The 25,126-nt window shown below is 70.2% G+C and carries 22 protein-coding genes and 1 pseudogene; 6 read left to right on the plus strand and 17 right to left on the minus strand.

The window, feature by feature from the left end; translation table 11 throughout:
* Positions 1-27 precede the first annotated feature (27 nt).
* On the minus strand, positions 28-708 hold the full coding sequence (locus TFC3_RS25750) for a class F sortase (protein ID WP_153040388.1): 681 nt from the start codon (positions 706-708) through the stop codon (positions 28-30).
* Positions 705-1,535, minus strand: coding sequence for a DUF4397 domain-containing protein (locus TFC3_RS25755; RefSeq protein WP_067505000.1), 831 nt, complete (start codon positions 1,533-1,535; stop codon positions 705-707). The genes TFC3_RS25750 and TFC3_RS25755 overlap by 4 nt, the downstream gene beginning before the upstream one ends.
* A 173-nt stretch (positions 1,536-1,708) precedes the next feature.
* On the opposite strand from TFC3_RS25755, the gene TFC3_RS25760 reads away from it, so the two are divergent.
* A complete protein-coding gene (locus TFC3_RS25760) occupies positions 1,709-6,262 on the plus strand; it encodes an ATP-dependent helicase (RefSeq protein ID WP_067507582.1) in 4,554 nt (1,517 codons plus the stop codon).
* Between the two features lie 68 nt (positions 6,263-6,330).
* A complete protein-coding gene (locus TFC3_RS25765) occupies positions 6,331-6,795 on the plus strand; it encodes an SRPBCC family protein (protein ID WP_067505003.1) in 465 nt (154 codons plus the stop codon).
* Here the strand turns inward: TFC3_RS25765 and TFC3_RS25770 are convergent.
* The 3 genes from TFC3_RS25770 to TFC3_RS25780 all read right to left on the minus strand — a co-directional run bounded on the left by TFC3_RS25770 (position 6,776) and on the right by TFC3_RS25780 (position 8,898).
* Entirely contained in the window at positions 6,776-7,369 is a 594-nt protein-coding gene (locus TFC3_RS25770) for a LysE family translocator (protein WP_236718321.1), read from the minus strand. The two genes, TFC3_RS25765 and TFC3_RS25770, sit on opposite strands and share 20 nt — an antisense overlap.
* On the minus strand, positions 7,366-7,875 hold the full coding sequence (locus TFC3_RS25775) for a GNAT family N-acetyltransferase (protein ID WP_082772305.1): 510 nt from the start codon (positions 7,873-7,875) through the stop codon (positions 7,366-7,368). The genes TFC3_RS25770 and TFC3_RS25775 overlap by 4 nt, the downstream gene beginning before the upstream one ends.
* A 93-nt stretch (positions 7,876-7,968) precedes the next feature.
* The gene (locus tag TFC3_RS25780) at positions 7,969-8,898 is read right to left on the minus strand and encodes an LLM class F420-dependent oxidoreductase (protein ID WP_067505006.1); all 930 of its coding nucleotides are present in this window, start codon (positions 8,896-8,898) and stop codon (positions 7,969-7,971) included.
* A 71-nt stretch (positions 8,899-8,969) separates the two neighbouring features.
* Between TFC3_RS25780 and TFC3_RS25785 the strand changes: the two genes are divergently transcribed.
* Complete coding sequence (locus TFC3_RS25785; RefSeq protein WP_067505009.1) at positions 8,970-9,758, plus strand: S-adenosyl-l-methionine hydroxide adenosyltransferase family protein; 789 nt, start codon at positions 8,970-8,972, stop codon at positions 9,756-9,758.
* 70 nt (positions 9,759-9,828) lie between these two features.
* On the plus strand, positions 9,829-10,617 hold the full coding sequence (locus tag TFC3_RS25790) for a DNA-formamidopyrimidine glycosylase family protein (protein ID WP_067505011.1): 789 nt from the start codon (positions 9,829-9,831) through the stop codon (positions 10,615-10,617).
* Positions 10,618-10,642: 25 nt separating this feature from the next.
* On the opposite strand, the gene TFC3_RS25795 is transcribed toward TFC3_RS25790, so the two are convergent.
* From TFC3_RS25795 to rimO, 6 genes are all read right to left on the minus strand, one after another.
* Positions 10,643-11,404, minus strand: a complete 762-nt coding sequence (locus TFC3_RS25795; protein ID WP_067505014.1) for a hypothetical protein — start codon at positions 11,402-11,404, stop codon at positions 10,643-10,645.
* A 28-nt stretch (positions 11,405-11,432) separates the two neighbouring features.
* Positions 11,433-12,290 carry a PspA/IM30 family protein gene (locus TFC3_RS25800; RefSeq protein ID WP_067505017.1) on the minus strand — a complete coding sequence of 286 codons (858 nt, stop codon included), beginning with the start codon at positions 12,288-12,290 and terminating at the stop codon, positions 11,433-11,435.
* A gap of 284 nt (positions 12,291-12,574) precedes the next feature.
* The gene (locus TFC3_RS25805; RefSeq protein WP_067505020.1) at positions 12,575-13,012 is read right to left on the minus strand and encodes a helix-turn-helix domain-containing protein; all 438 of its coding nucleotides are present in this window, start codon (positions 13,010-13,012) and stop codon (positions 12,575-12,577) included.
* Between the two features lie 190 nt (positions 13,013-13,202).
* On the minus strand, positions 13,203-13,670 hold the full coding sequence (locus TFC3_RS25810) for a CinA family protein (protein ID WP_067505023.1): 468 nt from the start codon (positions 13,668-13,670) through the stop codon (positions 13,203-13,205).
* A complete protein-coding gene (pgsA, locus tag TFC3_RS25815) occupies positions 13,667-14,263 on the minus strand; it encodes a CDP-diacylglycerol--glycerol-3-phosphate 3-phosphatidyltransferase (protein ID WP_067505026.1) in 597 nt (198 codons plus the stop codon). The genes TFC3_RS25810 and pgsA overlap by 4 nt, the downstream gene beginning before the upstream one ends.
* Positions 14,260-15,750 carry a 30S ribosomal protein S12 methylthiotransferase RimO gene (gene rimO, locus TFC3_RS25820; protein WP_067505029.1) on the minus strand — a complete coding sequence of 497 codons (1,491 nt, stop codon included), beginning with the start codon at positions 15,748-15,750 and terminating at the stop codon, positions 14,260-14,262. The genes pgsA and rimO overlap by 4 nt, the downstream gene beginning before the upstream one ends.
* Before the next feature lie 238 nt (positions 15,751-15,988).
* On the opposite strand from rimO, the pseudogene TFC3_RS40555 reads away from it, so the two are divergent.
* A pseudogene (locus tag TFC3_RS40555) lies at positions 15,989-16,771 on the plus strand (glycosyltransferase 87 family protein); the annotation flags it as partial.
* A gap of 246 nt (positions 16,772-17,017) precedes the next feature.
* Here the strand turns inward: TFC3_RS40555 and TFC3_RS25825 are convergent.
* A complete protein-coding gene (locus TFC3_RS25825; protein WP_067505033.1) occupies positions 17,018-19,567 on the minus strand; it encodes a DNA translocase FtsK 4TM domain-containing protein in 2,550 nt (849 codons plus the stop codon).
* Between the two features lie 87 nt (positions 19,568-19,654).
* On the opposite strand from TFC3_RS25825, the gene TFC3_RS25830 reads away from it, so the two are divergent.
* Positions 19,655-20,071, plus strand: a complete 417-nt coding sequence (locus TFC3_RS25830; RefSeq protein WP_067505036.1) for a YbjN domain-containing protein — start codon at positions 19,655-19,657, stop codon at positions 20,069-20,071.
* On the opposite strand, the gene TFC3_RS25835 is transcribed toward TFC3_RS25830, so the two are convergent.
* From TFC3_RS25835 to TFC3_RS25855, 5 genes are all read right to left on the minus strand, one after another.
* Positions 20,000-20,404, minus strand: coding sequence for a DUF2784 domain-containing protein (locus TFC3_RS25835; RefSeq protein WP_067505039.1), 405 nt, complete (start codon positions 20,402-20,404; stop codon positions 20,000-20,002). The two genes, TFC3_RS25830 and TFC3_RS25835, sit on opposite strands and share 72 nt — an antisense overlap.
* 74 nt (positions 20,405-20,478) lie before the next feature.
* Positions 20,479-21,795: a S1 family peptidase gene (locus TFC3_RS25840; RefSeq protein WP_067505042.1), complete on the minus strand. Its 1,317-nt coding sequence runs from the start codon at positions 21,793-21,795 to the stop codon at positions 20,479-20,481.
* Positions 21,796-21,884: 89 nt separating this feature from the next.
* On the minus strand, positions 21,885-23,573 hold the full coding sequence (locus tag TFC3_RS25845) for a ribonuclease J (protein ID WP_067505045.1): 1,689 nt from the start codon (positions 23,571-23,573) through the stop codon (positions 21,885-21,887).
* A gap of 18 nt (positions 23,574-23,591) precedes the next feature.
* Positions 23,592-24,479, minus strand: coding sequence for a 4-hydroxy-tetrahydrodipicolinate synthase (gene dapA / locus TFC3_RS25850; RefSeq protein WP_067505048.1), 888 nt, complete (start codon positions 24,477-24,479; stop codon positions 23,592-23,594).
* A gap of 30 nt (positions 24,480-24,509) precedes the next feature.
* Positions 24,510-25,118 carry a DUF2752 domain-containing protein gene (locus TFC3_RS25855; protein WP_082772306.1) on the minus strand — a complete coding sequence of 203 codons (609 nt, stop codon included), beginning with the start codon at positions 25,116-25,118 and terminating at the stop codon, positions 24,510-24,512.
* Between the last annotated feature and the right edge of the window lie 8 nt (positions 25,119-25,126).

Here is a 25,126-nt window from a genome sequence, read left to right on the forward strand (position 1 = left end):
GCGGCCCGGTTGCCCTGGATACCTCGCTCACCCGGCCACCGCGTAGACCACCAGGTTGTCCCGGTAAGAGCGCAGCTTCCGGTCGAACACCCCGCCACACGTGATCAGCCGCAGTTCCCGGTCGGGGGTCGGTCCGTACACGCGCTCGGACGGGAACGCCACCTTGGGATACCAGGCCGTCGAGGTGACGGTGAACGTGAGCGTCTTGCCGCCGCGGGTCACCTCGATGCGATCCCCGGCCGTCATCTCGCGCAGCCGGTAGAACACCGCCGGCCCGCTTTTGGAGTCCACATGCCCGGCCAGCACGGCCGGTCCCAGATCCCCGGGAGCGGTCCCCTCGGCATACCAACCGGCCTTCTCGTTGCCCTTCGGCGCGACCAGTTCACCATCGGCGCCCTTGTGCAGATCCTCCAGGTCTGCGTCGACGCCGATGGCTTCGACCCGCAGGTGTGTCGGGGGCCCGCTGAGCGCGTTGGCGGCCTGCCCGAACGGGTCGGAAACACCCTCAGGATCAGGCCAATCCGACGGTACGGCCACAGCGCGCTCCGGCACCTCGGCCGGCGAAGCGACGGGCGCAGCCCAGCGCCCGCGATCCCCGGTGTCCTGGGGATCGCGGAGCATCAGGTAGCCCGTGCCTACGACAAAGGCGGTGAGCAGGGCTACTGATACGGGCAGGATGGCTCGCCGCGCTGTGGTGCGTACCGTCATGGAGTTGTCTTGCTCCGCCGCAAGGTGACCGTAACTGCCCCTGCCAGCAGCGCAGCCAGGCCCGCGAGCAGCAGCGCGATCGGCAACTGGCTGGGGCGTTCGGTGCCGCCCAGCCCGGTGGCGACGCCGCCCTGGGGTACGGAACCGGCTCCCGCCGCGTCGATGTGCAGCTCCGGCTTGAGGCCACCCTTCTTGTCATCGAGCACGAGCAGAGAGTAGACGTTGCCCTCGCCCAGGGTGCAGGGCAGCTCGCTGGGTGAGCCGCCGCCGGTGGGCATGACCCGCACCGTCCACTTGCCCGGATTGACCTGGCGGTAGTCGGTGGTGGTCGCGAAGGCCACCCCGTCGGCGATGGCCTTGCCGTTGGTACCGGCGACATCGAGCACGGGGGCTCGTACCGACGCCTGAATGATCCTGATCTTGGATTCGCTGCCCGACGGGAGCTTGAGGTCGTCGCGCAGCACGCGCAGCCCGAGATCGGCGTAGCGGCCCACGCCGGCGACCGTGTAGGCCCCGCCGTCCGCAACCGTCACCTGGGTGGTGAGCACGGGCTTGCTGTCGGACTTCGCGCCGGATTTGCGCATGGCCACCGAGTAGGTGCCGGTGGGCAGGCGCAGGTAGTCGGACATGGCGCCGTACGCGACGCCGTTGAACCGCTGGTCCTTGAGCTTGCCGCCATTGGCTTTCAGGTACACGTCGACGGCCGGGGTGTCGGGGGAAAGATGAGCGAGCCGGACATATCCGGAACCGGCGGCCTGGGCCGGTGCTGCGCACAGCACGGCCACGGTCGCAGCGGCAAGCGCCGCGCCGGAAAGTTTTCTCAACATGGAGCCTCCTGGTCATTACCCTCGGTGGCAACCATCAATGTGGCCTACCTCAGCAGTTCGGCACCATGGTCCATCCGGACGGGTCAATCCGCTGATCGACCGCCCAGCTCATGCCCCGATGTCCGAATCCGCCCACGGTTCGGCTCGGTTTTGTGTCGTACCCCCGGGGCACCATGGTTGACGTGCAGAAAGTGCTGGAGCAGTTCGGCCTGGCCACCCGCGAGTGGTTCAAGGCCGCGTTCGCTGCGCCCACGGCCGCTCAGGCCGGAGCGTGGCAGGCCATCGGCGCCCGGCGCAACGCTCTGGTGGTTGCCCCGACCGGCTCCGGCAAGACGCTCGCCGCGTTCCTCTGGTCGCTCGACCGGCTGGCCCATGAGCCGGCCCCCGAGGACCCGAAACACCGCTGCCGTGTGCTCTACGTCAGCCCGCTCAAGGCCCTGGCGGTCGACGTCGAGCGCAACCTGCGCGCCCCGCTGACCGGCATCCGGCAGGCCTCGGGCCGCCTGGGCGTGCCGCCGCCGGACATCACCGTGGGCATGCGCACCCGCGACACCCCCGCCGACGAGCGCCGCGCGTTCAACCGCACGCCCCCGGACATCCTGATCACCACACCCGAGTCGCTGTTCCTGATCCTCACCTCGGCCGCTCGCGAGTCGCTGCGCGGCGTCGAGACGGTGATCATCGACGAGGTGCACGCGGTCGCCGCCACCAAGCGCGGCGCCCACCTCGCGTTGTCGCTGGAACGCCTCGATGCCCTGCTCCCCCAGCCCGCCCAGCGCGTCGGGCTGTCCGCCACCGTGCGCCCGATCGAGGACACCGCGCGTTTCCTCGGCGGCGCCCAGGACGTGGAGATCGTGCAGCCCAAGAGCACCAAGACCATCGAGGTTTCGGTGCAGGTGCCGGTCGAGGACATGACCCGCCTCGACGAGCAGCCCGAGGTCGACGCCGACGATCCCGGCGCCGGGCGGCACTCGCCGTCGATCTGGCCGGCGGTCGAGGAACGGGTGCTCGACCTGATCCAGGAGCACCGCTCGACAATCGTGTTCACCAACTCCCGGCGCGGGGCCGAGCGGCTGTGCGCTCGGATCAACGAGCTGGCTCTGGAGCGATCCGAGGATTCTCCGGCGGCGGCGCCCTCGAAGAAGCCGCCGGCTCAGATCATGGCTCAGGCCGGTGGGGCGGACGGTGCTCCCCCGGTGGTTGCGCGGGCCCATCACGGCAGCGTGTCGCGCGAGGAGCGCAAACAGATCGAGGAGGCGCTCAAGTCCGGCCAGCTACCCGCCGTGGTCGCCACCTCCAGCCTCGAACTGGGCATCGACATGGGCGCGGTCGACCTGGTGGTGCAGATCGAGGCGCCGCCGTCGGTGTCCGCCGGGCTGCAGCGCATCGGGCGCGCCGGGCACCAGGTGGGCGCGATCTCGCGGGGCGTGGTGTTCCCGAAGCACCGCGGTGACCTCGTCTCCTGCGCGGTGGTCGCCGAGCGGATGGGCGAGGGGGCGATCGAGGAGCTGCGCTACCCCCGCAACCCGCTCGACGTGCTGGCCCAGCAGATCGTCGCGATGGTGGCGCTGGACGAGTGGCACCTCGACGAGCTGGCTGCGCTGGTGCGGCGCTCTGCTCCGTACGCGGAACTGCCGGAATCCGCTCTGCACGCCGTGCTGGACATGCTCTCCGGGCGTTACCCCTCGACCGCCTTCGCCGAGCTGCGGCCCCGGCTGGTCTGGGATCGCACCACCGACCAGCTCACCGGCCGCCCCGGCGCGCAGCGCCTCGCCGTCACCAGCGGCGGCACGATCCCCGACCGCGGCCTGTTCGGGGTGTTCCTGGCCGGCTCGGAGCGCGCCTCGCGGGTCGGTGAGCTGGACGAGGAGATGGTCTACGAGTCCCGGGTGGGCGACGTCTTCCTGCTCGGCTCGACGTCGTGGCGCATCGAGGACATCACGCCCGACCGGGTGCTGGTCTCCCCCGCGCCCGGCGCCCCGGCCAAGATGCCGTTCTGGAAGGGTGACGCGCTGGGCCGCCCGGTCGAGCTGGGCCGGGCGATCGGGGCCCGGCTGCGGTCGCTGATCCGGGCCGGCGACGAGACCGCCGTGGCCTCGCTGCGCGAATCCGGTCTGGACGAGTGGGCCGCCAACAACCTGGTGATGTACATCGGCGAGCAGCGCGAGGCGACCCGCAACCTGCCCGACGACCGGACCGTGGTGGTCGAGCGTTTCCGCGACGAGCTGGGCGACTGGCGGATGACCGTACATTGCGTGCTCGGCGCCCGGGTCAACGCGCCCTGGGCGCTGGCCATCGCGCGCCGGCTCAGCGAGCGCTACGGCGTGGACGGGCAGGTCATGCCCTCCGACGACGGCATCGTGGTGCGCCTGCCCGACACCGCCGAGGAGCCGCCGGGCGCCGACCTGGTCGCCTTCGACCCCGAGGAGATCGCCCAGATCGTCGAGGAGTCGGTCGGCACCTCGGCGCTGTTCGCCTCCCGCTTCCGCGAGTGCGCGGCCCGCTCGCTGCTGCTGCCCCGCCGCGACCCGCGCCGCCGCCAGCCGCTTTGGCAGCAGCGTCAGCGCTCGGCCCAACTGCTCGACGTGGCCCGCGAATTCGCCGACTTCCCGGTCACCCTGGAAGCCGCCCGCGAGTGCCTGCAGGACGTGTTCGACGTTCCGGGCCTGGTCGGGCTCATGCGCGAGATTGCCGGTCGCAAGGTGCGCCTGGTCGAGGCCGAGACGCCGCGCCCGTCGCCGTTCGCCCGCTCGCTGCTGTTCGGCTACGTCGGCGCCTTCCTCTACGAGGGCGATGCCCCGCTGGCCGAGCGGCGGGCCGCCGCGCTGGCCCTGGACTCCACGCTGCTCGGTGAGCTGCTGGGCCGCGTCGACCTGCGCGAGTTGCTCGACCCGACGGTGGTCACCGAGACCGAGAGCCAGTTGCAGTGGCTGTCGACCCAGCGCACTCCCCGCGACGCCGAGGACGCGGCCGAGCTGGTGCGCCTGCTCGGTGATCTGTCCCCGGCCGACCTGACCGCGCGCTCGGTGGAGCTGGCGTGGATGGACGAGCTGGCCGGAGCGCGGCGAGCCATCCGCATCCGGGTGGCCGGCGAGGAACGCTGGATCGGGGTGGAGGACGCCGGGCGTTACCGGGATGCACTGGGTGTGGCGCTGCCCGTGGGGATCCCGGAGGCCTATCTGGAGCCGGTGCCCGATCCGCTGGGGGATCTGGTGGCGCGCTTTGCTCGTACGCATGGACCTTTCGCGGCTGCGACGGCTGCGGCCCGGTTCGGGCTCGGCGTGTTCGTGGTGGAGCAGGCACTCAAGCGGCTCAGCGCGACCGGCCGGGTGGTGTCGGGCGAGTTCTCCCCCGGCGGCGCGGGCAGCGAGTGGTGCGACGCCGAGGTGCTGCGGCTGCTGCGCCGCCGGTCGCTGGCTGCGCTGCGCCGCGAGATCGAGCCGGTCGCGCCGAGGGTGCTGGCCGCCTTCTTGCCGCGCTGGCACCAGATCGGCGGCAACGCGCGCGGAGTCGACGCGCTGGCCTCCTCGATCGAGCAGTTGCAGGGCGTGGCGGCGCCGGCTTCGGCCTGGGAACGCCTGCTGCTGCCGGCGCGCGTCGCGGACTACGCTCCGCCGCAGCTTGATGAGCTGTGCGCGAGCGGTGAGGTGCTGTGGGCGGGATCCGGCAGCATCGCCGGTGGGGACGGCTGGGTGACTCTGGCGTACGCGGACAGCGCGCCGCTGCTGCTGCCGCCCCCGGACGACACGTCGTTGACGCCGCTGCACGAGTCGATCCTGGAGGTGCTCGGCGACGGCCAGGCACTGTTCTTCCGCAACCTGTCCGACCGGGTTGGCTCGACCGACGACGCCGACCTGAGCGCGGCGGTGTGGGACCTGGTCTGGGCCGGCTATCTGACCAATGACACGTTCGCGCCGCTGCGGGCCCTGCTCGGCGGCAGCGGTGCCCACCGCGCCAAGGCAGCCCCGGCCCGCGCCCGCTACCGCCGCCCCGGCCGGCCGAACATGCCCTCGCGCACCGGCCCGCTGCAGATGGCGGGCCGCTGGTCCCGCCTGCCCGGCCGCGACCTCGACCCGACCCGGCGCGCCACCGCCCTGGCCGACCTGCTGCTCGAACGCCACGGCGTGATCACCCGCGGCGCGGTGATGGCCGAGGGCGTGACCGGCGGGTTCGCCGCGGTCTACCCGGTGCTGAGCGCGCTGGAGGAACGAGGAGCGGCCCGGCGCGGCTACTTCGTCGAGGGCCTGGGCGCCGCCCAGTTCGCCGTCCCCGGCGCGGTCGACCGCCTGCGTGCCCTGTCCGAGCCCGCTGAGCTGGCCAAACGCACCGGCGTAGTGGCCACCGTGCTGGCCGCCACCGACCCGGCCAACCCGTACGGCGCCGCCCTGCCCTGGCCCGACCGCGTCGTGGACAGCGGCAACGGCGAAACCACCCCCGCCACCGGCCATCGCGCCGGTCGCAAAGCCGGCGCCCTGGTCGTCCTGGTCGGTGGCGACCTGATCCTGTACGTCGAACGCGGCGGTCGCACGCTGCTGTCGTTCACCGACGACAACGAAGCGCTGGTGGCGGCCGGTCAGGCGCTGGCCGCCTCGGTGAAGTCGGGCTCGCTGGGGCCGATGTCGGTCGAGCGGGCCGATGGTGAGTCGGTGCACGCCTCGCCGCTGCGGGACGCTTTGACGGCGGCGGGGTTCCGGGCCACGCCGCGCGGCTTGCGGTTGCGGGGCTGACGGGGTGGGCGGCTTCTGGGGCTGGCTGCGCGGCCTGCGGGTGCGGGCTGGTGGGGGGGGTGGGGGTGATGGCGAGGATTGCGTTGACCACCGTTTTTGCGGCCGGCGTGGAGGAGGTGTTTGATCTGAGCATCGACGTTGACGTGCATACCGCGTCGATGGCCGGGTCGGGGGAACGCACGGATGGCGGGGTGCGCTCGGGACGCCTTGCGCTGGGTGACACGGTGACGTTCACCGCCCGGCACTTCGGCTTGCCGTGGCGGATGACCTCGCGGATCACGGCATACGAGCGCCCGGTCCGCTTCGTGGACGAGCAGGACCGTGGGCCGTTCCGCACCTGGCGGCACGAGCACACGTTCACCTCAGACGACGAGCGCGGAGTGACGGTCGCCCGGGATCTGATCGACTTCACGGCGCCGTTCGGGATGCTCGGGCGGCTGGTGACCAGGGTGGTGCTGGAACGCTACCTGCGCCGGCTCATCGCCGAGCGCAACGCCTACCTGGCCGGCCTGGTCAGCGGCTCTCCACCATGAGCCGCACCCCGAAAGCCGCGATCACGGTGCCGGTGACCCGGTCGAGCACCCTGCGGGCGGCCGGCTTCTGCAGCAAGCCGCGCACCCGGTGGGCGAGCAGGATGAGCACGGCCGACCACGTGGTGCCCAAGGCGATGTGGATGCACGTCAGCCAGACCCCGAAGCCAAACGCGGGCGCGCCGGCCGGGATGAACTGCGGCAGTAAGGCGACGTAGAAGGCACCCATCTTCGGGTTCAGCAAGTTCGTCAGCAAACCCCGCCGCCACCCGGCCACAGCGGCTGGCGCCGGGGCCTCGGTCACCGTCCGGCGGCTGGCCCACAGCATGCTCACGCCGATCCACAGCAGATAGCCGGCCCCGGCCCAGCGCAGCACCTCGTAAGCCAGGTGCGAGGCGGTCAGGATCGCGGTGATGCCGGCCGAGGTGAGCACACCCCAGACCAGGGTGCCGGCCTGGATGCTGAAGACCACGCCCCAGGCACCGCGCAGCGAACCGGACGCCGCGGTGCGCAGGATCAACGCGGTATCCATGCCCGGGGTGATGGTGAGCAGCCCAACGACGAGAACGAAGGTCACCAGCGCATTGTGTACATCTGGTCCGGGCCGTCCTCGCCGGGCTCGTCGAGGTGGGGTGCTCGGGTGAGACCGGCGTTCAGGGCCACCTTTTGCGAGGCGTGATTTTGTGGACGTACCCGGGCAAGAATGGTCCAATCCGGGAGGTTCTCGCCTGCCCAGACCACGATCGCTGTTGCCACCTCGGTCGCGAAGCCGTTGCCCCAGGCGTGCGGGGCGAAGCGGTAGAAGAGGTTGAGCACCTCGCGGTCGCGGAAGCGGACCACCTTGACGCCGCTGAAGCCAACGATCGCGCCCGTTTCGCGGTTGCGAACCACCCAGTAGCCGAAGCTGTGCCGGCGCCAATGCTCATCCCAGCGGCGGAACAGGTCGTCCGCGTCTGCCCGGGTGGCCAGCAGGTCGGAGGGATTGTGCAGGCACGCCTGCGGGTCGTGGTGGATGGCGAAGATGGCGTCGGTGTCCGCGGGGGCGGGACGGCGCAAAGTCAGACGCGCGGTGACAATCTCCACGGTTAGGACTTTACGAATGCCGGCCGAGATACCGTTCAGCCCCGCCGGAACTCGATCAGGTTGAGTAATCGGCGGGGCCGGACTGAGCAATGCTCAGGCGAGCTGCGGGGCGACCGCTGTGGCTACCAGCTCGACGTGGTTGAGGTCGGACAGGTCGAGGGTCTGCAGGTACAGCCGCGTCGCACCGGCCTCGGCGTAGCGGCCGAGCGTCTCGACGACCTCGTTGGGCGTGCCGACGATGCCCCCGTTGCCGCGCATCTCCTCGACGTCCCGGCCGATGGCCGCGGCCCGGCGCGCCACCTCAGCATCGTCGCGGCCCACGCAGAGCACCGCTGCGGCCGAGAACGCCGGCGGTGTGGCCCGCCCGATCGCCTCCGACGCCTCGCGGACGCGCTGGTACATGGCCGGCAGGTCCTCGATCTTGGCGAACGGGGTGTTGAACTCATCGGCGTAGCGGGCCGCCAGCGCGGGCGTGCGCTTCTTGCCGCTGCCGCCCACGATGATCGGCGGGCGCGGCGACTGGGCCGGTTTGGGCAGCGCCGGCGAGTCGAGGATCTGGTAGTGGTTGCCGTCGAAGCTGTACGTGTCGTCCACCGGCGTTGTCCACAGCCCGGTAACGATTTCGAGCTGCTCCTCGAGCCGGTCGAAGCGTTCGCCGAGCGGCGGGAACGGGATGCCGTACCCGGTGTGCTCGGCTGCGAACCAGCCGCCGCCCAGCCCCAGCTCAACCCGGCCGCCGCTCATCTCGTCCACCTGCGCGACGCTGATTGCCAGTGGGCCCGGCAGTCGGAACGTCGCCGAGGTGACCAGCGTGCCCAGCCGCAGCCGAGAGGTCTGCACGGCCAGCGCGGCGAGCGTGGTCCAGGCGTCGGTCGGACCGGGCCGGCCGTCGCCGCCCATGCTCAGGTAGTGGTCGGAGCGGAAGAACCCGTCGTAACCGGTGTCCTCGGTGACCTGGGCCAGCCGGCGCAGGTCTTCGTAGGTGGCACCCTGCTGGGGCTCGGTGAAGATGACGAGACGCATGGAATCAACCCTGCCAGAGCGGCCGGGGGCAGGTCCGGCACTCAGTGTGGTGGAGCAGTAACGTGATGGCCATGGGCAGCTTTGGATGGATCAGCCTCACGACGGACTACGGCACTTTCGACGGTTTTGTCGCCGCCTGCCATGGGGTGATCGCACGGCAGGCCCCGGATGTCCGTGTCATCGACGTCACACACCACGTTCCCCCGGCCGACGTAGCGCGTGGCGCTGCGGTACTGGCGCAGACCGCGCCCCACCTGCCGCCGTCCGTACACGTCGCTGTGGTCGACCCGGGTGTCGGCACCGAGCGCCGCGGCATCGTCATCGAGACGCCGAACGGCCTGCTCGTCGGCCCGGACAACGGGCTGCTGGTTTGGGCGGCCGAGGCGCTGGGCGGCATCGAGTCGGTGGTCGAGCTGACCAACGAGGACTGGTTCCTCGGCGACATCTCCCGCACCTTCCACGGCCGCGACATCTTCTCCCCGGTGGCGGCCCGGCTCGCGCTGGGAGCGCCGCTGACGGACGCCGGCCGTACCGTCGATCCGCAGTCCGTTGTTCGCTTGCCCGACCCGGTCGTGGCCATCGGTGACGGCTGGATCGAGGCCGAGGTGGTCACGGTCGACCGCTTCGGCAACGTTCAGCTGGCCGCATCGGGGGCGATGCTGCGCGGTTTGGGCCCCGAGCTGCTGCTGTCCGGCAGCGTCAAGGCTCGGCGGGGCCAGACCTTCGGGGACGCGGGTCCGGGCGAGCTGATCGTGTTCGAGGACTCGGCCGGCCGGGTAGCGATCGCGGTGAACGGTGGGCGGGCGGTGGTCGTGCTGTCCGTTACGCCGGGTGACGTCGTGCGGATCGCGGAGCGCTGAGTGGGCTGTCGCAGGCCGCTGGCGGGTTGTTGCGGGCATAGGTGGGTGCTTGGCGGGGCAGGAAGAGATCATGCCCGAAGGTGACACCGTCTGGAACACCGCCCGCGTCGTCGAGAAGGCGCTGGTCGGTGAAATCCTGACCAAGTCGGACTTCCGGGTACCCCAGCTTGCCGCGAAAGATGTGGCCGGCTGGACGGTGGCCGAGTCCGCGAGCCGGGGCAAGCACCTGCTGCTGCGCCTGACCCGCGACGACCGGGCGATGACCTTGCACTCGCATCTGCGCATGGAGGGGGCATGGCGGGCGTACAAGCCGGGAGAACGCTGGACCGGCCGCCCGGCGTACCTGATCCGCGTGGCGTTGCATGCCCCCCGCTCGGTCGCGGTCGGCTTCCACCTGCACGAACTCGCCCTGATCCCCACCGCGGACGAGGAGAAGCTGGTCGGCCATCTGGGGCCGGACCTGCTGGGCGCCGACTGGGATGCCGAGGAAGCGGCCCGGCGCATTGCCGAACGCCCCGACATCACGATCGCTGAGGCCCTGCTCGACCAGCGCAACCTGGCCGGCGTCGGAAACCTGTACAAGGCCGAGACCTTGTTCCTGCGCGGATTATGGCCATGGACGCCGGTCAGCGAGGTAGCCGACGTGAAGGGAACGGTAACGCTCGCGCAAAAGCTGGTCGCCTCGAACAAGGGCCGCTGGACCCAGACGACAACGGGCTCACTGCGAAAAGGCCAGACCAGTTATGTGTACGGTCGCAGAGCCCAGCCTTGTCGACGTTGCGGATCGGCTGTTCAGAAGGCGGATCTGGATGAGCGGGTTACGTACTGGTGTCCGCGGTGTCAGCCGAAGCCTGGGTAGGTGGCCGCGCTCGGAACGCAAGCGATCAGGCTGCCGGCGAGGAAGGCCGCCGAAGCTCGGACAACCCTTCCGCGATCCCCCGCAGCCGGTCGGTGGCGTCGGTCAAGCTGGTCAGTGACGGGTGCTGGCCGGTGACCGGGTGCCCGTCCTCGGCCACGTAGCTGGCGGCCGCGGCGACCAGGCGTTCGTAGGCGGTGACGCCCTCGGTGAACTGGGTGGCCAGGCCTTCGTGGGATTGCTGGAGGGGCGCCCGGCGGTCGGGTTCGGTCAACGGCAGTGCGCGTTCGACGCTGGCTACGCGTTGACCTAAATCTCGGAGCCATTGTTCGGCAACCGTTGCTTCGAGGACTGCGCCCTCGCCGGGGCCGGTGAGGCGACCGGCCAGCCCGGTCAGGGTGGTGGAGGCTCGGTCCAAGCGATCCCAGGCCTGGGCTACCGCGGAGCCGCGGACGGCGTAGCGGTTGCGTTGGCGGCGGACCTCTTGGACCATCTGGCGGCCGGCGGGGAAGCGTTCGACGGCTGCTACCAGGCGTTGACCGGGGAGGGCGGCTGGTGGAGCAGGTGGGGGCTCGATGGCAGCCAGCTCGCGGTGGTCGCTCCAGCGCCACCAGGCGAGGGCGACCGAGGCGCCGGCCGACGCGGCCCAGACCGCGTCGGCGACTCCTATTCCGGCGTAGGGGGTGAGCACGGCGGTGGCGGCGGTCAACCCGCCTCCGAGAACACTCCAGCGGCGGGCTGAACCGCGCAGCTTGTTGAGGCGCCAGAAGTATCGGGTCCGCTCGTCCACCGTGCTGCTCCCCCTGTTGTGGACCTGATCAGCCGGCTGCGGTGGTGTCTCCGCGCTTGCTGTTGTTCATGCTGGCCCGGATCTCGTCGAGGCGGGCCACGCTGGCCGGGTCGGAGGCCGGGGCCTGCTCAACGGCGGGTTGCGCCGGGGTGCCGCCCAGCTTGTCACCGGCCATGCTGGCCCGGATCTGGTCGAGGCGGGACGAGCCGGCCATGTCGAGGCTGGACTGCTGCACCTCGAGCATGCGGCCTTCGACCGAGTTGGCGGCCAGCTCGGCGCGGCCCATGGCGCTGGCGTAGCGCTGCTCGATCTTGTCGCGGACCTCGTCGAGCGACGGCGTGTTGCCGGGCGCGGCGAGTGACGACATGGATTCGAGCGACTTGGCCACGGTTTCCTGCATCTTGGCCTGCTCGAGCTGGCTGAGCAGACGCGACCGCTCGGCGATGCGCTGCTGCAGCACCGTCGCGTTGCGCTCGACCGCGTTGCGGGCCTGCCCGGCCGCGGCGAGGGCCTGGTCGTGCAGGGTCTTGAGGTCTTCCATCGCCTGCTCGCCGGAGACCAACTGGGTCGCCAGCGTCTGGGCGGTTGACTCGTACTTCTGCGCCTCGGCCTCGTCGCCGCCGGCGCGGGCCTTGTCGGCCAGCACGAGCGCCTGCCGGGCCATGCCCTGCAGCTTCTCGACCTCGCCCATCTGCCGCGACAGCTTCATCTCCAGCTGGCGCTGGTTGCCGATCACGGCGGCCGCCTGCTGCACGAGTGCCTGGTGCTGCCGCTGCGCATCCTCGATGGCCTGCTGGATCTGCACCTTGGGATCGGCGTACTCGTCGATCTTCGCGCCGAAGAGCGCCATCATGTAACGCCAGCCCTTGACGAACGGGTTCGCCATATCCGCGGTATCCCCTCAATGTCGCTGCTTCGTACGCGCCACCAACGCGGGCCCGAGGGGTCTTCACGATGGCGCGGGGCTCCATCGTGTCAGCTCCACGCCACCGGCGTCACGTGACCTCGGGGGGATCTCAGGGATTCACCAGGGATCCCCCACCACGAGGCTACGCGCGAATCTTCAATCCGGCGACGCCGGACCCTCGGGTCAAGCCGTCGGACAGCGGACAACCAGAATCTACGCGCGGCACGTGGGCTCACAGCCGCGGCCGGGCGAACAGCCGCGGATCAGGCGGCGTAGATGACCTCACGCTTGCGGGTCGTGCGCAGGGTGGCCTTGAGCGGGGTGTCCTGGCGCACGGAGACCGACACGTTACCGTCGGTGGCAACCTGGCGGACCGGCGTGGCTTCGGCAGTCTTACCGGAGGCAGACTCCGTCCCGGCACCCTTGGCGGCGCTCGGCTCGACCGGCACCAGCACACCATCCATGCCTTCGGCCAGCGCGAGCGTGCCGCTCACCTCGCCGAGCAGTTCGGACAGGCGTGCGCCCAGGGCCTCGCAGATCGCGGCGAGCAGCTCGCTGGATGCTTCCTTCTGGCCACGTTCGATTTCGGAGAGGTACCCGAGGCTGACGTTGGCGGCGGTCGACACCTCACGCAAGGTTCGATGCTGACCCTGCCGGCGCGCCCGAAGTGCGTCACCGATAACCCGGCGTAGCAGGACCATGGCACCTCCTCCTGCGGCGGGGCCACCGGCAACCGCCGGAGGCTTCCCGCAACCGTACCCGGTGTGAGCCACGCCGACATCCCGCCCCGCCGAATTCCGGGACACCGGGGAATGAGCGTGTTCCCGAGTGACTGGGGTGACTGCGCCACCCCGGTGTTGACGCCGGCGATCGCCTATCGATTCCCACTCGTCATTTGCGCAGCTCATCGGCGAGGAGAGCCAACGCCGCCCGGACTGCGCCGGAGCGAATGCCGGCGCGCGAGCCGCTGAGGGAAAACTGTCGGACAGCGGACGAAGTGGGACCCGCCACTCCGGCAAAAACCATGCCAACGGGTTTTCCGTCCTGCGGCTCGGGCCCAGCCACGCCGGTGGTTGCCAGCCCCCAGCCGGCCCCGCACCGATTGCGGGCACCCTCGGCGAGGGCTTGCGCCACGTCGCCGTCGACCGGTCCGCGTTCGGCCAGCAATTCTTCCGGTACGCCCGCAAGTGCGCTCTTCAGCTCGGTTGCATAGACCACGAGTCCACCCCGGAAAACCGCGCTCACCCCGGGAATCTCCACGATCGTGGCAGCCACCAGTCCCCCGGTCAGCGACTCCGCCACCGCCAGCGTCTGCCCGCGCGCGAGCAGCAACCCCACCGCCTCGGACGCCGGGTTCACCGGCGCATCCCCGCCGCACGCATCCGCACCGCCTGCAGCACGTAGTCGACTCCTGTGATGAGAGTCACCAGCAGGGCGGCGATCATGAGCACCGCGCCCACCACGTCGAAGGGCGACGGCACCGGCCACAGGAACCAGGCGATCGCGCCGATCTGCAGGGCGGTCTTGAGCTTGCCGCCGCGGCTGGCCGGGATCACGCCGTACCGGATCACCCAGAAGCGCAGGGCCGTGACCCCCCACTCCCGCACCAGGACCAGCAGCGTCACCCACCAGGGGAGCCGGTCGTAGGTGGAGAGCAGGATCAACGCGCTGCCGGTGAGCGCCTTGTCGGCGATCGGGTCGGCCACCTTGCCGAACGAGGTGACCAGCTCGTAGCGCCGGGCGATCCAGCCGTCGGCATAGTCGGTTGCCGAGGCCACGCAGAACGTCAGGCAGGCGGCGATGCGCCACCTCGCGTCGTCCATGGCCGAGAACATCACAAACACGACGAAAACCGGTACGAGCACGATGCGTACGGCGGTCAGCAGATTCGCGGGATTCAGCAGCGGAACCTGGCGCGGGACCGCGGCTACCGGCACCGGCTCGTCGGTCACGACGCCGCCGTGGGCACAGCCGTGCGGCTGGAGACGGCCGGCGGCGCGGCGGAGATCATCTCGACCGGTACGGCCACCAGGTCGACGCCCTCGGTGGCGGTCACCCGGGCGCGCACGAGATCGCCGGGGCGCAGCGCGGCCAGGTCGACCTGCTCGGCCCCGGCCACCAGCATGGTCGAGCCGTCGACCTCGGGGGCCTGGTGCTCGGCGCGGCCCTCGATCCCGCCGTCGTCCACGGTGTCGATCATGACCTCGACGTGCGAGCCGAGGCGGTCCTCCGCGCGCTGGGCGCACAGTTCGTCGGCCAGTTCGCTGATCTCGGCGTACCGGCGCTGGATGGTGTCCTCGTCGACCTTGCCGGTCAGGCCGGCCGCTTCGGTGCCGTCTTCGTCGCTGTAGTCGAAGATGCCGATGGCGTCCAGGCGGGCCTCGCTGAGGAAGCGGACCAGCTCGTCAAAGTCCTGCTGGGTCTCGCCGGGGAAGCCGACGATGAAGTTGCTGCGCGCGCCGGCCTCGGGGGCCAGGGCGCGGGCGGAGGCGAGCAGCTCGAGGAAGCGCTCGGTGGAGCCGAAGCGGCGCATCCGGCGCAGCACCGGCTCGCTGGAGTGCTGGAAGGACAGGTCGTAGTAGCCGGCCACCCCGGGGGTGGTGGCGATGACCTCGACCAGGCCGGGGCGGGTCTCGGCGGGCTGCAGGTAGCTGGCCCGCACCCGAACGATGCCGTCCACCGCGGCGAGCTGGGGCAGCAGCTTCTCCAGGGCGCGAGGATCGCCGAGGTCCTTGCCGTACGAGGTGCTGTTCTCGCTGACCAGCACGAGCTCGCGCACGCCGGTCTTGGCCAGCCACTCGGCCTCGGCCAGCAACTCCTGGGGGTCGCGGGAGACGAACGCGCCCCGGAACGCCGGGATGGCGCAGAACGCGCACCGGCGGTCGCACCCGCTGGCGAGCTTGAGGCTGGCCACGGGCCCGGTGTCGAGCCGGCGGCGCAGCACCTGGCGCAGGTGGGCCGGGGTGTGGTCGTCGACGGTGGCGTGTCCGGGCACGACCACCTTGGCCGCCTGGCGCTTGACCGGGGTCAGCGGCAGCAGCTCACGCCGGTCGCGCGGGGTGTGCGAGTCGAAGCGCTCGCCGGCCAGCACGCCGTCGAGGCGCGCGGCGATGTCGGTGTAGTCGTCAAAGCCGATCACGGCTTGTGCCTCGGGCAGGCTTTCGGCGAGTTCCTTGCCGTAGCGCTCGGCCATGCAGCCGGCGGCGACGACCTTGGCCCCGGTGTCGGCGGCGGCCAGCAGCGTCTCGATCGAGTCCTGCTTGGCCTTCTCGACGAAGCCGCAGGTGTTGACGACCACCACATCGGCGCTCTCGGCATCCGTGCTGACCTGCCAGCCACCGGCGTCGAGGCGCGCGGCAAGCTCCTCGGAATCAACCTCGTTGCGGGCACAGCCCAGGGTCAGAAGAGCGACGCGGCGGGGGGAAGGAGTCACGGACACTCGGCCAAGGTTACCGGGCCGCGCGGCAATCCCGATCGCCCGTCCGGCTCGTACTGTCACCTGCCGACCATCTGACCGGAAGGCCCTGTTCATCCGTACGGCCTAATGTCCGGCGTCTGTCGAAGCGGGGGTAGGGATGTCGCGTTACCGACCGAACATGGAGTTCGGCCTCGTCCTGGTGCTGGCGGCGCTGGCGATCGCGGTCCGGCTGGCCGGGCGCCACGAGATGACCGCGGACATGCGGATCTTCTTCGTCTGGTACGGCAAACTGGACCGGGCGGGCGGGTTCGCGGGGCTCAGTCAGGAGATCGGTAACTACAACGCGCCATTCCTCTACCTGTTCGCGATCTTGACGTATCTGCCCGGCGCGGTGCTGACGAAAATCAAGATCACGTGGTTCCTCTTCGACGTTCTGCTGGTCTTTTTCACGTACAAAACTGTTGCTATGCGGTGGCCGGAAAGCCGGCGCATTCCCACCCTGGCCGCCCTCATGATGGCCTTTCTACCGACCGTGGTGATCAACAGCTCGTTCTACGGCCAGTGCGACAACATCTGGGCGGCGTTCGCCCTCGGTGGGCTCTATCACCTGCTCAAGGGCAACGACTGGGCCGGAGCCTCGCTGTTCACGGTGGCGCTGGCGTTCAAGCCGCAGGCCATCTTCATCTTCCCGGTGCTGGCGCTGATGATCCTGCTCGGGCAGGCCCGCTGGCGCTCGCTGATCGCCATTCCGGTGGTCTACGTGCTGCTCGACGTCCCGGCCTTTATCGCAGGCCGGAACGTGGTCGAGCTCCTTACGCTTTACAGCCCGTCGCGGCAGTCCCAGTACGTGCCCGCGCTGACCTCCAACGCCGCCAGTGTGTTCGCCTACCTGCCGGTCGACACCCGCAAGGACAGTCTCAAGGCTTTGGGGTACGCCTTCGCGGCCGCCCTGGTCGTCGGCCTGCTCTACGCCGCGGTCGCCAGCGTGAACAAGACCACGAAAAAGCCCTCCCCTGAGACCCTCGTCGTCGCAGCCGGCATGTTCGTCGTGCTGGTGCCGTGGGTGCTGCCCGGCATGCACGAGCGCTACTTCTACCTGGCCGACGTGATGGCCCTGGTGGTCGCGTTCTACCGGCCCCGGCTGTGGCTGCTGCCCATCGCCGTGCAGGCGTCCTCGCTGCTCAGCTACGTGCCGTTCCTGTTCGGCAAGAGGCCGATGTCGTTGATGGTCCCGGCCACCATCATGCTGGTGGTACTGCTGGTGCTGATCTCCACCTTCGCGCGGCGGCTAATCGACCCGCAGGGTGGCCAGAGTCTCCTCCAGTTCGTCGGGCTTGACCAGGACCTCGCGCGCCTTCGACCCCTCGGAGGGCCCGACGATGCCCCGCGTCTCCATGAGGTCCATGAGCCGCCCGGCCTTGGCAAACCCGACGCGGAGCTTGCGCTGCAGCATCGAGGTGGAGCCGAACTGTGAGGTGACGACAAGCTCGATGGCCTGGATCAGCACTTCCAGGTCCTCGCCGATCTCCTCGTCGATCTCCTTCTTCTTGTTTGCCACCGGGGTCGTGACGTCCTCGCGGAACTCCGGTTCGCGCTGGTCCTTGCAGAACTTGACGACGTCGTGGATTTCCTTCTCATCCACCCAGGCGCCCTGGATGCGCACGGGCTTGGACGCGCCCATCGGCAGGAACAGCCCGTCGCCGCGCCCGAGCAGCTTCTCGGCGCCGGGCTGGTCGAGGATGACCCGCGAGTCGGCCAGCGAGCTGGTGGCGAACGCGAGGCGGGACGGGACGTTGGCCTTGATCAGGCCGGTGACCACGTCGACGCTCGGGCGCTGGGTGGCCAGCACGAGATGGATGCCGGCCGCACGCGCCAGCTGGGTGATGCGCACAACCGAGTCCTCGACGTCGCGTGGGGCGACCATCATCAGGTCGGCAAGCTCATCGACGATGACCAGCAGATACGGGTACGGCTTCATGACCCGTTCGCTGCCGGGCGGGGCGGTGATCTCGCCGCTGCGGACCTTGCGGTTGAAGTCGTCGATGTGGCGCACGCCGTTGGCCGCGAGGTCGTCGTAACGCATGTCCATCTCGCGCACGACCCATTCGAGGGCGTCGGCGGCCTTCTTCGGGTTGGTGACGATCGGCGTGACGAGGTGCGGGATTCCCTCGTACGCGGTCATCTCCACCCGTTTGGGGTCCACCAGCAGCAGCCTGACCTCGTCCGGAGTGGCCCGGGTCAGCAGCGACACCAGCAGCGAGTTGAGGCACGAGGACTTGCCCGCGCCGGTGGCTCCGGCGATCAGGATGTGCGGCATCTTGGCCAGGTTGGCCACCACGAAGCCGCCCTCGATGTCCTTGCCGAGGGCCACCAGCATCGGGTGCTGATCGGCGGTGGCGGCCCGGGAGCGCAGCACATCGCCCAGGGACACGTTCTCCGGGTCGGTGTTCGGGATCTCGACGCCCACCGCGCTCTTGCCGGGAATCGGAGACAAAATCCGGACATCGGGCGACTTCACAGCGTACGCGATATTGCGCGACAACTGCGTAATGCGCTCGACCTTGACGCCCGGCCCCACCTCGACCTCGTAACGGGTGACCGTCGGACCCCGGGTGAAGCCGGTGACCTGCGCGTCGACGTTGAACTGCTCGAACACCCCGGTCAGGGCGGCCATGATCTCGTCGTTGGCCTTGCTGCGCATCTTCGGGGCGGATCCCGCGGCCAGCATCGACGCAGGTGGGGGCGTGTACTGCCCCGGCACCGGCTTGATCTCCAGCTGCTCGGCCGCCACGGGCGCCGGCGAGTGCTCGGGAGCCTTGCGCCGGGCCGGCACCTTGGGCAGGCGCGGCACGGCCACCGTGTCGTGCAGGATCTCGTCTTCGTTCCCGGGCGCCTCGTCCTCGGCCGGGGCGAGCCCGATGTCGGCGAGCGAACCCTGCCGCCGCCGCGAGGGCCGCCGGGTCTTGGGCTCCTCCTCGCCGGCTTCGAGCGGGTCCTCCAGCTCGGGCAGCGCGGGGCCGGCCAGCGGGGTTGGTCGCACCGAGCGACCCAGCAGCATGTCGCCGAGCAGGGCCACGCGTTCGGGGACCTTACTGATCGGAGTCGCGGTTACCACCAGCAGACCGAAGACAAAGAGCAGGATCAGCAGCGGTACGGCCACCCAGCCGGTCACCGCCCGTTCGAGCAGCGCGCCCACTCCGTACCCGATGAGACCACCTGCGTCGTCGAGCCCGGCGGTGTTCTTGGCGTCCTGGGAGATGTGCAGCAGGCTCGCGGTGGCGACGATCAGCGCCGACCAGCCGACCAGGGACCGACCGCGGTGCTCGGGGTCGGCGGGCTTGCGCATGAGCCGGATAGCGCCGTACAGCAGCAACAGCGGAAGCAGGACGCCCAGACTACCGAAGAACAGCCGGACGGCATCGGCGAGCCGGGCGCCGACCGGACCGGCCGAACCCACCCAGACCGCCACCCCGACCAGGATGGCCAGGCCCAGCATGAGCAGCCCGGCCCCGTCGCGCCGATGCTCGGGATCGATGTCCTTGGCCGTTGCCGCCTGCCGCCCGACGCCACGGGCGGCCCAGCCCACGCTGGTCGCCACGCCCATCCAGACCGCTCGCACGCCGCTGCCGACCACCGAACCGGCGTTGGGCCGCGCTCGCGTCGCGCTCTTCGCTCGCACCCGGGGCGCTGCCGCCTTGCGAGGTGCCGGCTTGCGGGGAGCTGGCTGCCGGGCACGCGTCGTAGCGGCGCCACCCTTCGTGGCGGCTCCGCGCTTGGACGCGGCTGCGCCCCTGGATCCTGCATTGCCCCGGCTCGCCGGAGGAGTACGGCCCGCCATGCGCATCACCGTAACTGCGCCACGCCCGCGGGGACGCGCGCCGCTCCGTGACCGGGTTTCACTTTTCGTGGTGATTAAGATCAAGCAATGTCAGCGGTTCTGCAGCCCCTGAGCAACGACCTCATCAAGGCGGCCCTCGAGGCCCGGGAGTTCGCGTATGTCGTGGACGAAGACGACGACATCCGCGGCGACTGGCAAGGGTGCCTCATCTACTTCTTCCGGGTCGGCAAGGATCACGAGATCATCCAGGTCCGGATTCTCACCCACTCCGACTTCACCACCGACGACGTGCCCAAGCTGTACGCGTTCTGCAACGCCTGGAATCACGACCGGCTCTGGCCCAAGGCGTACGTGCACACCGCCGACGACGGGGTGGTGCGCGTGGTCGGCGAGGTGGGTGCCGACTTCGAGCACGGCGTCACGCTGCAACAGCTAGACCAGGTGATGATCTGCGGCATCGCGACGGGTGTCGAGCTGGCGGAGGCGGTCGCGGCGCTGGAGTAGCGCGAAGCCGGTCCACGAGGTCAGGATCAGCGCGGCCACCACGATCTGGGCGACCCATTCGTAGCCGTGCGGGTAGAACACCCCAGCGGCATGGTTGTCCAGGAAGCCGCCGTCGAGCGGGGCCTTGCCCAGACCCTGGCGGCCGCGGTCCTCCACCCAGGTCAGCGGGCAGTACAACTTGGCCACCACGATGACCAGCAGCCAGAGGGCGGCCAGGGCCTGCAGCCAGATCAGCCGACGCCAGCGCCAGGCCAGGAAACCGCCGAAGATGCCGAACGCCAGGAACGCGTAGTGCGCGCCCACCGCGAACGCGATCATCAGCTGGTAACCCACGAGGCAACAGTACAAATACGGCGCTGCCCCGCGCAGGACGGAGGATGGCCTACGCGGGGCAGCGAGCTGAGGGACTAGCCGTGGTGCCGGTGACCCCGGCGGTGGTGCCCGTTTTGCGGCGGCGTGGTCGCGGCCGGCGGCTCGGTGGCCTGCGCGGGCGGCTCGGTGGTCGCCCCGGCTGGCGGCGGGGTCGCGGACGCACCGCCACCGGCGCCGCCACCGCTGGTGGTGAGCAGCGTCAGGTTGTTCTTCTCGAGGATCTCGGTGATCGGCTGGAAGAACGTCTCGCCGCCGGTCTCACAGTCGCCGGAGCCGCCCGAGGTCACGCCCTGGGCCTGGTCGCCGGACAGCCACGGGCCGCCCGAGTCGCCCCCCTCGGCGCAGACGTTGGTGCGGGTCAGACCCGTGACCGTACCCTCCGGGTAATTGACCGTCTGGTTCTTGGCCAGGACCGTGCCGCAGAACGTGCCGGTGGTCGAACCCGACCGGCAGATCGCCGCGCCCACGGGAGCCTCGGTGCTGCCCCCGACCGGGAGCGCGTTGCCCTTGAAGTCGTCGACGAACGGCTGCAGGTCCGCGCCGTCAACGGTCTGCACGACGCCGAAGTCCGCGTCGCCCGGGAAGGTCGACGCGACGACCTCGCCCTGCTCGCCGCCCTGGCCGTCGAGGGTCTGCGTGCCGACCTCGCCGCAGTGCCCGGCGGTGACGAAGCCACCTTGCACCGCGAAGCCGATCGAGCAGCGGGCCTGAGCGTTACCCAGGTTGACGAAGTACGCCTCGGCGCCGATCACGTCGGCCAGCGGCTTGGGCGCCGCCTTGACGGTGGCGACCTTGACCTCCGAGGACTTCAAACCGGCGTCCTGGGCGAGCTCCGTGGCGTGCTCGGCGTCGCCGGCCAGCGCCTGCACGACGACCTTGTTCGAGGCCACATCCACGTACCAGCCGGGCAGATCACGGTCGGACTTGGTGGCGGTCTTGTCGAGCGCCTGCTTCGCGGCGTCGAGCTGCTCGACGCTGCGGGTCACCAGCTTGGGCTCGGCGCCGGCCGCGCGGACCTTACCGGCCAGACCCTCATCGGTGATCGCGATGTTCAGGGTGGTGCCGTCGGCGGCGAGCCACGAACCGCCGTAAGCGTTGCCGGTGGCGCTGCGCAGCTGGGTCGCCACACCAGCGGCCCATTTGGCGCGCTTCACCCGGGCGGTCGCCTCGTCAGCGCTGACCCCGAGGTCTCTTTTCATGGCGGCGAGCAACTGCGGGGCAACTGCGTCGCTCTGCGGGGTGACGCGCACGCCGGCCGGGCTGGTGCCCGCCATCGAGGGCAGGGTGAAAGCCACCGCTGCGCCTGCCGCCGCCACCGTCGCCGCAATAGCGACGACCGTTCTCCGCTGCATTCGGTACTCCCCTCGGATCGCGGCGCCGTGGGGGCGGCACCGTGCCCATCGATACGAGGGGGACTCCCGAACAGTTCAAACTTTTCCGATCAGACCTCGACGACCGTGGGCACGATCATCGGCCGGCGACGGTAGGCGTCGTTGACCCAGCGGCCCACCGTACGACGCACGACCTGCTGCAACTGGTGGGTGTCGGTGATGCCTTCCTCGGCCGAGCGGTGCAGCGCGGCGGTCAGCAGAGGAATGACGGGACTGAACGCCTCGGGGTCCTCGGAGAAGCCCTTCGCCATGACGCTGGGCTCCCCCACCACCTTGCCGGTGACCGAGTCGATCACCACGGTGGCGGAGATGAAGCCGCCGTCGCCCAGGATCCGCCGTTCGGTCAGCAGCGACTCGCTGACGTCGCCGACCGCGAGCCCGTCGACGTACACATAGCGGCTCTTGACCTTGCCGACGTGCCGGGCGTGACCCTCGACCAGGTCCACGACGTCGCCGTCCTCGCAGAGCACGACGCGATCCGCCGCGACCCCGGACTCGATGCCGAGCTGGGCGAGCGCGCGCAGATGCCGCCACTCGCCGTGCACCGGCATGAGGTTGCTCGGGCGCACCACGTTGAGCAGATAGAGCAGCTCGCCGGCCGGCGCGTGACCCGAGACGTGCACCTTGGCGGTGTCCTTGTGGATCACCGTGGCACCGGCGCGGGCAAGCTGGTTGATCACCCGGTAGACCGACGTCTCGTTGCCGGGCACCAGCGAGCTGGCCAGCACGACGGTGTCGCCCGGCTCGATGGTGATGTGCCGGTGGTCGCCGGTGGACATCCGCCCGAGCGCGCTCATCGGCTCGCCCTGCGATCCGGTGGACATGAACACGATCTCGTCCGGTGGCAGGTGGGTGGCCTCGTCCAGGCTGACCAGGATGCCATCGGGGATGTGCAGCAGGCCGAGGTCGCGGGCGATGCCCATGTTGCGGACCATGGACCGGCCGATCAGGGCGACCTTGCGCTCGTACTCGTAGGCCGCGTCGAACACCTGCTGAACGCGGTGCACGTGCGAGGCGAAGCTGGCCACGATGACACGGCCGCGGGCCTTGCCGAAGATCGAGTTGAGCACCGGGCCGATGTCCCGCTCGGGCGAGACGAACCCGGGGATCTCCGCGTTCGTCGAGTCCGAGAGCAGCAGGTCCACGCCCTCGGCGCCGAGCCGGGCGAACCCGGCCAGGTCGGTGATCCGCCCGTCCAGCGGCACCTGGTCCATCTTGAAGTCACCGGTGTGCAGCACCAGCCCGGCCGGCGTGCGCACGGCCACCGCGAGGGCGTCCGGGATGGAGTGGTTGACCGCGAAGAACTCCAGCTCGAAGGGTCCGAGCCGTTCGCGCTGACCCTCCCGGACCGTCAGCGTGTACGGATCCAGCCGGCGCTCGGCCAGCTTGGCCTCCACCAGGGCAAGGGTGAACTCCGACCCCACCAGCGGGATGTCCGGCTTGTGGGCCAGCAGGTACGGCACCGCACCGATGTGGTCCTCGTGCCCGTGGGTCAGCACGATCGCCTGCACCGAGTCCAGCCGGTCCAGAATCGGCGTGAAGTCGGGCAGGATCAGGTCGACCCCTGGCTGTTCCACATCGGGGAAGAGCACCCCGCAGTCGACGACCAGCAGCTTGCCGTCGTACTCGTAGACCGTCATGTTCCGGCCGATCGCGCCGAGGCCGCCGAGTGGCATGACGCGCAGGGCGCCCTCCGGCAGCGGCGGTGGCGGTTCCAGCTCGGCGTGCGCTTGGCTCATTTAGCTCTTTCCGGTTCTCTACAGGTCTACGCCGGCCGCTTTGGCGTCCTGGCGCAGTTGGTCCAATTCCGCGTCGGTGGCGTCCACCAGAGGCAAGCGCACCGGCCCGGCGGGCAGCCCGAGGGCGCGCAGGCCGGCCTTGACCAGGATGGTGCCCTGGGTGCGGAAGATTCCGGTGAACAGCGGGAGCAGTTGCCGGTGCAGGTCGAGCGCCTGGGCCACTTCTCCACGCTCGTAGGCCAGGATCATGTCCTTGGTCCGCGCCCCGATGAAGTGCGTCGAGGTGCCGACCACACCCGAGGCGCCCACCGAGAGCCACGGCAAGGTCGAGGCATCCTCGCCGGAGTAGAAGGCGAGGCCGGTGCGGCGCAGCACATCGGAGGTGGCCGCCACATCGAGCTTGGCGTCCTTGACCGCGACGATCCGCTGGTGCTCGGCAGCGCGCACCAGCGTCTCGGTGGCGATGGGGATCCCGGCACGGTGCGGGATGTCGTAGAGCATCACCGGCAGCCCGGTGGCGTCGGCGACGGTGGTGAAGTGCTTGAGCAGCCCGGCCTGCGGCGGCTTGTTGTAGTACGGGGTGACCAGCAGCAGCCCCTGAGCCCCGGCCTTTTCGGCGGAACGGGCCAGCTCGACGGTGTGCGCGGTGTTGTTCGTGCCCACCCCGGCGATGATCTGCGCGCGTCCACCGACGGCCTCGGTGACCACCCGGATCAGCGTTTCCTTCTCCGCGTCGGTGGTGGTGGGCGACTCCCCGCCGGTGCCGCTGAGCACCAGCGCGTCGTGCCCCTGCTTCTCGACCAGCCAGGCGGCCAGGCGGGCGGCGCCATCGGTGTCCAGCGAGCCGTCGGCGGCGAACGGGGTCACCATGGCCGTGATCAGGCGGCCGAAGGGGTGCTGCGTCATGCCCCTAACTTATCGGACCGGGGGGAGCGGTCAGACGTACAGGGACGTGAAGGGTGCCCATGGCAGATTGCGCACCACGCTGAAGACACCCCAGGCTGCGATGAAGGCCCCCATCACGCCCGGCGAGATGCTCAATTGAGGAACGTTCCAGCCGAAGACGCGCCTGAGTGACCAGGCGGCGTACAGATAGAGCAGGAATGGCACGGCGAACACGAACATGACGTGGTGCCGGGCCGCGTCGGGGATGTCGCCGTGCAGCAGGAACCAGGCGGCTCGGGTGCCACCGCAACCCGGGCAGACGAACCCGGTCGTGTACTTGAGCAGGCAGGTGGGGGCGGCCCCGGCGTCGGCGTCGGCCGGGTTGGTGGCCAGCGTGTAGCCGACCGCCCCGGCCATGCAGACCAGCATCGCGGCGGGAGCGACCCAGAGCGGCGAATGCTGCCACTTCGTCTGGATGAAGCGGGAGAACCGGTCCTGCTTCGGCTCAGGATAGGGCGGGTAGTGCGCGTAGGGCGCTTCCAGCACGGCTGTCGCGCTCTGCTCCTGCGCGCTTTGTTCGCTTGGATTTCGGGCGGCCGGACCCTGCGCGTGGGCCGCATGGTGCTCCGGGAAGGCCACCGGGTCGGCCGCGCTGCTCATGGGCGCCA

Origin of the sequence: Actinoplanes sp. TFC3, assembly GCF_001553785.1 — a bacterium.
Taxonomy (GTDB): Bacteria; Actinomycetota; Actinomycetes; order Mycobacteriales; family Micromonosporaceae; genus Actinoplanes.

Coding starts and splice junctions, on each gene's coding strand:
- TFC3_RS25755 (WP_067505000.1), bottom strand. CDS start 1,535: ATGTTGAGAAAACTTTCCGGCGCGGCGCTTGCCGCTGCGACCGTGGCC.
- TFC3_RS25825 (WP_067505033.1), bottom strand. CDS start 19,567: ATGGCGGGCCGTACTCCTCCGGCGAGCCGGGGCAATGCAGGATCCAGG.
- TFC3_RS25830 (WP_067505036.1), top strand. CDS start 19,655: ATGTCAGCGGTTCTGCAGCCCCTGAGCAACGACCTCATCAAGGCGGCC.
- TFC3_RS25760 (WP_067507582.1), top strand. CDS start 1,709: ATGGTTGACGTGCAGAAAGTGCTGGAGCAGTTCGGCCTGGCCACCCGC.
- TFC3_RS25800 (WP_067505017.1), bottom strand. CDS start 12,290: ATGGCGAACCCGTTCGTCAAGGGCTGGCGTTACATGATGGCGCTCTTC.
- TFC3_RS25790 (WP_067505011.1), top strand. CDS start 9,829: ATGCCCGAAGGTGACACCGTCTGGAACACCGCCCGCGTCGTCGAGAAG.
- TFC3_RS25750 (WP_153040388.1), bottom strand. CDS start 708: ATGACGGTACGCACCACAGCGCGGCGAGCCATCCTGCCCGTATCAGTA.
- TFC3_RS25845 (WP_067505045.1), bottom strand. CDS start 23,573: ATGAGCCAAGCGCACGCCGAGCTGGAACCGCCACCGCCGCTGCCGGAG.
- TFC3_RS25805 (WP_067505020.1), bottom strand. CDS start 13,012: ATGGTCCTGCTACGCCGGGTTATCGGTGACGCACTTCGGGCGCGCCGG.
- TFC3_RS25765 (WP_067505003.1), top strand. CDS start 6,331: ATGGCGAGGATTGCGTTGACCACCGTTTTTGCGGCCGGCGTGGAGGAG.
- TFC3_RS25780 (WP_067505006.1), bottom strand. CDS start 8,898: ATGCGTCTCGTCATCTTCACCGAGCCCCAGCAGGGTGCCACCTACGAA.
- TFC3_RS25785 (WP_067505009.1), top strand. CDS start 8,970: ATGGGCAGCTTTGGATGGATCAGCCTCACGACGGACTACGGCACTTTC.
- TFC3_RS25855 (WP_082772306.1), bottom strand. CDS start 25,118: ATGAGCAGCGCGGCCGACCCGGTGGCCTTCCCGGAGCACCATGCGGCC.
- dapA (WP_067505048.1), bottom strand. CDS start 24,479: ATGACGCAGCACCCCTTCGGCCGCCTGATCACGGCCATGGTGACCCCG.
- TFC3_RS25840 (WP_067505042.1), bottom strand. CDS start 21,795: ATGCAGCGGAGAACGGTCGTCGCTATTGCGGCGACGGTGGCGGCGGCA.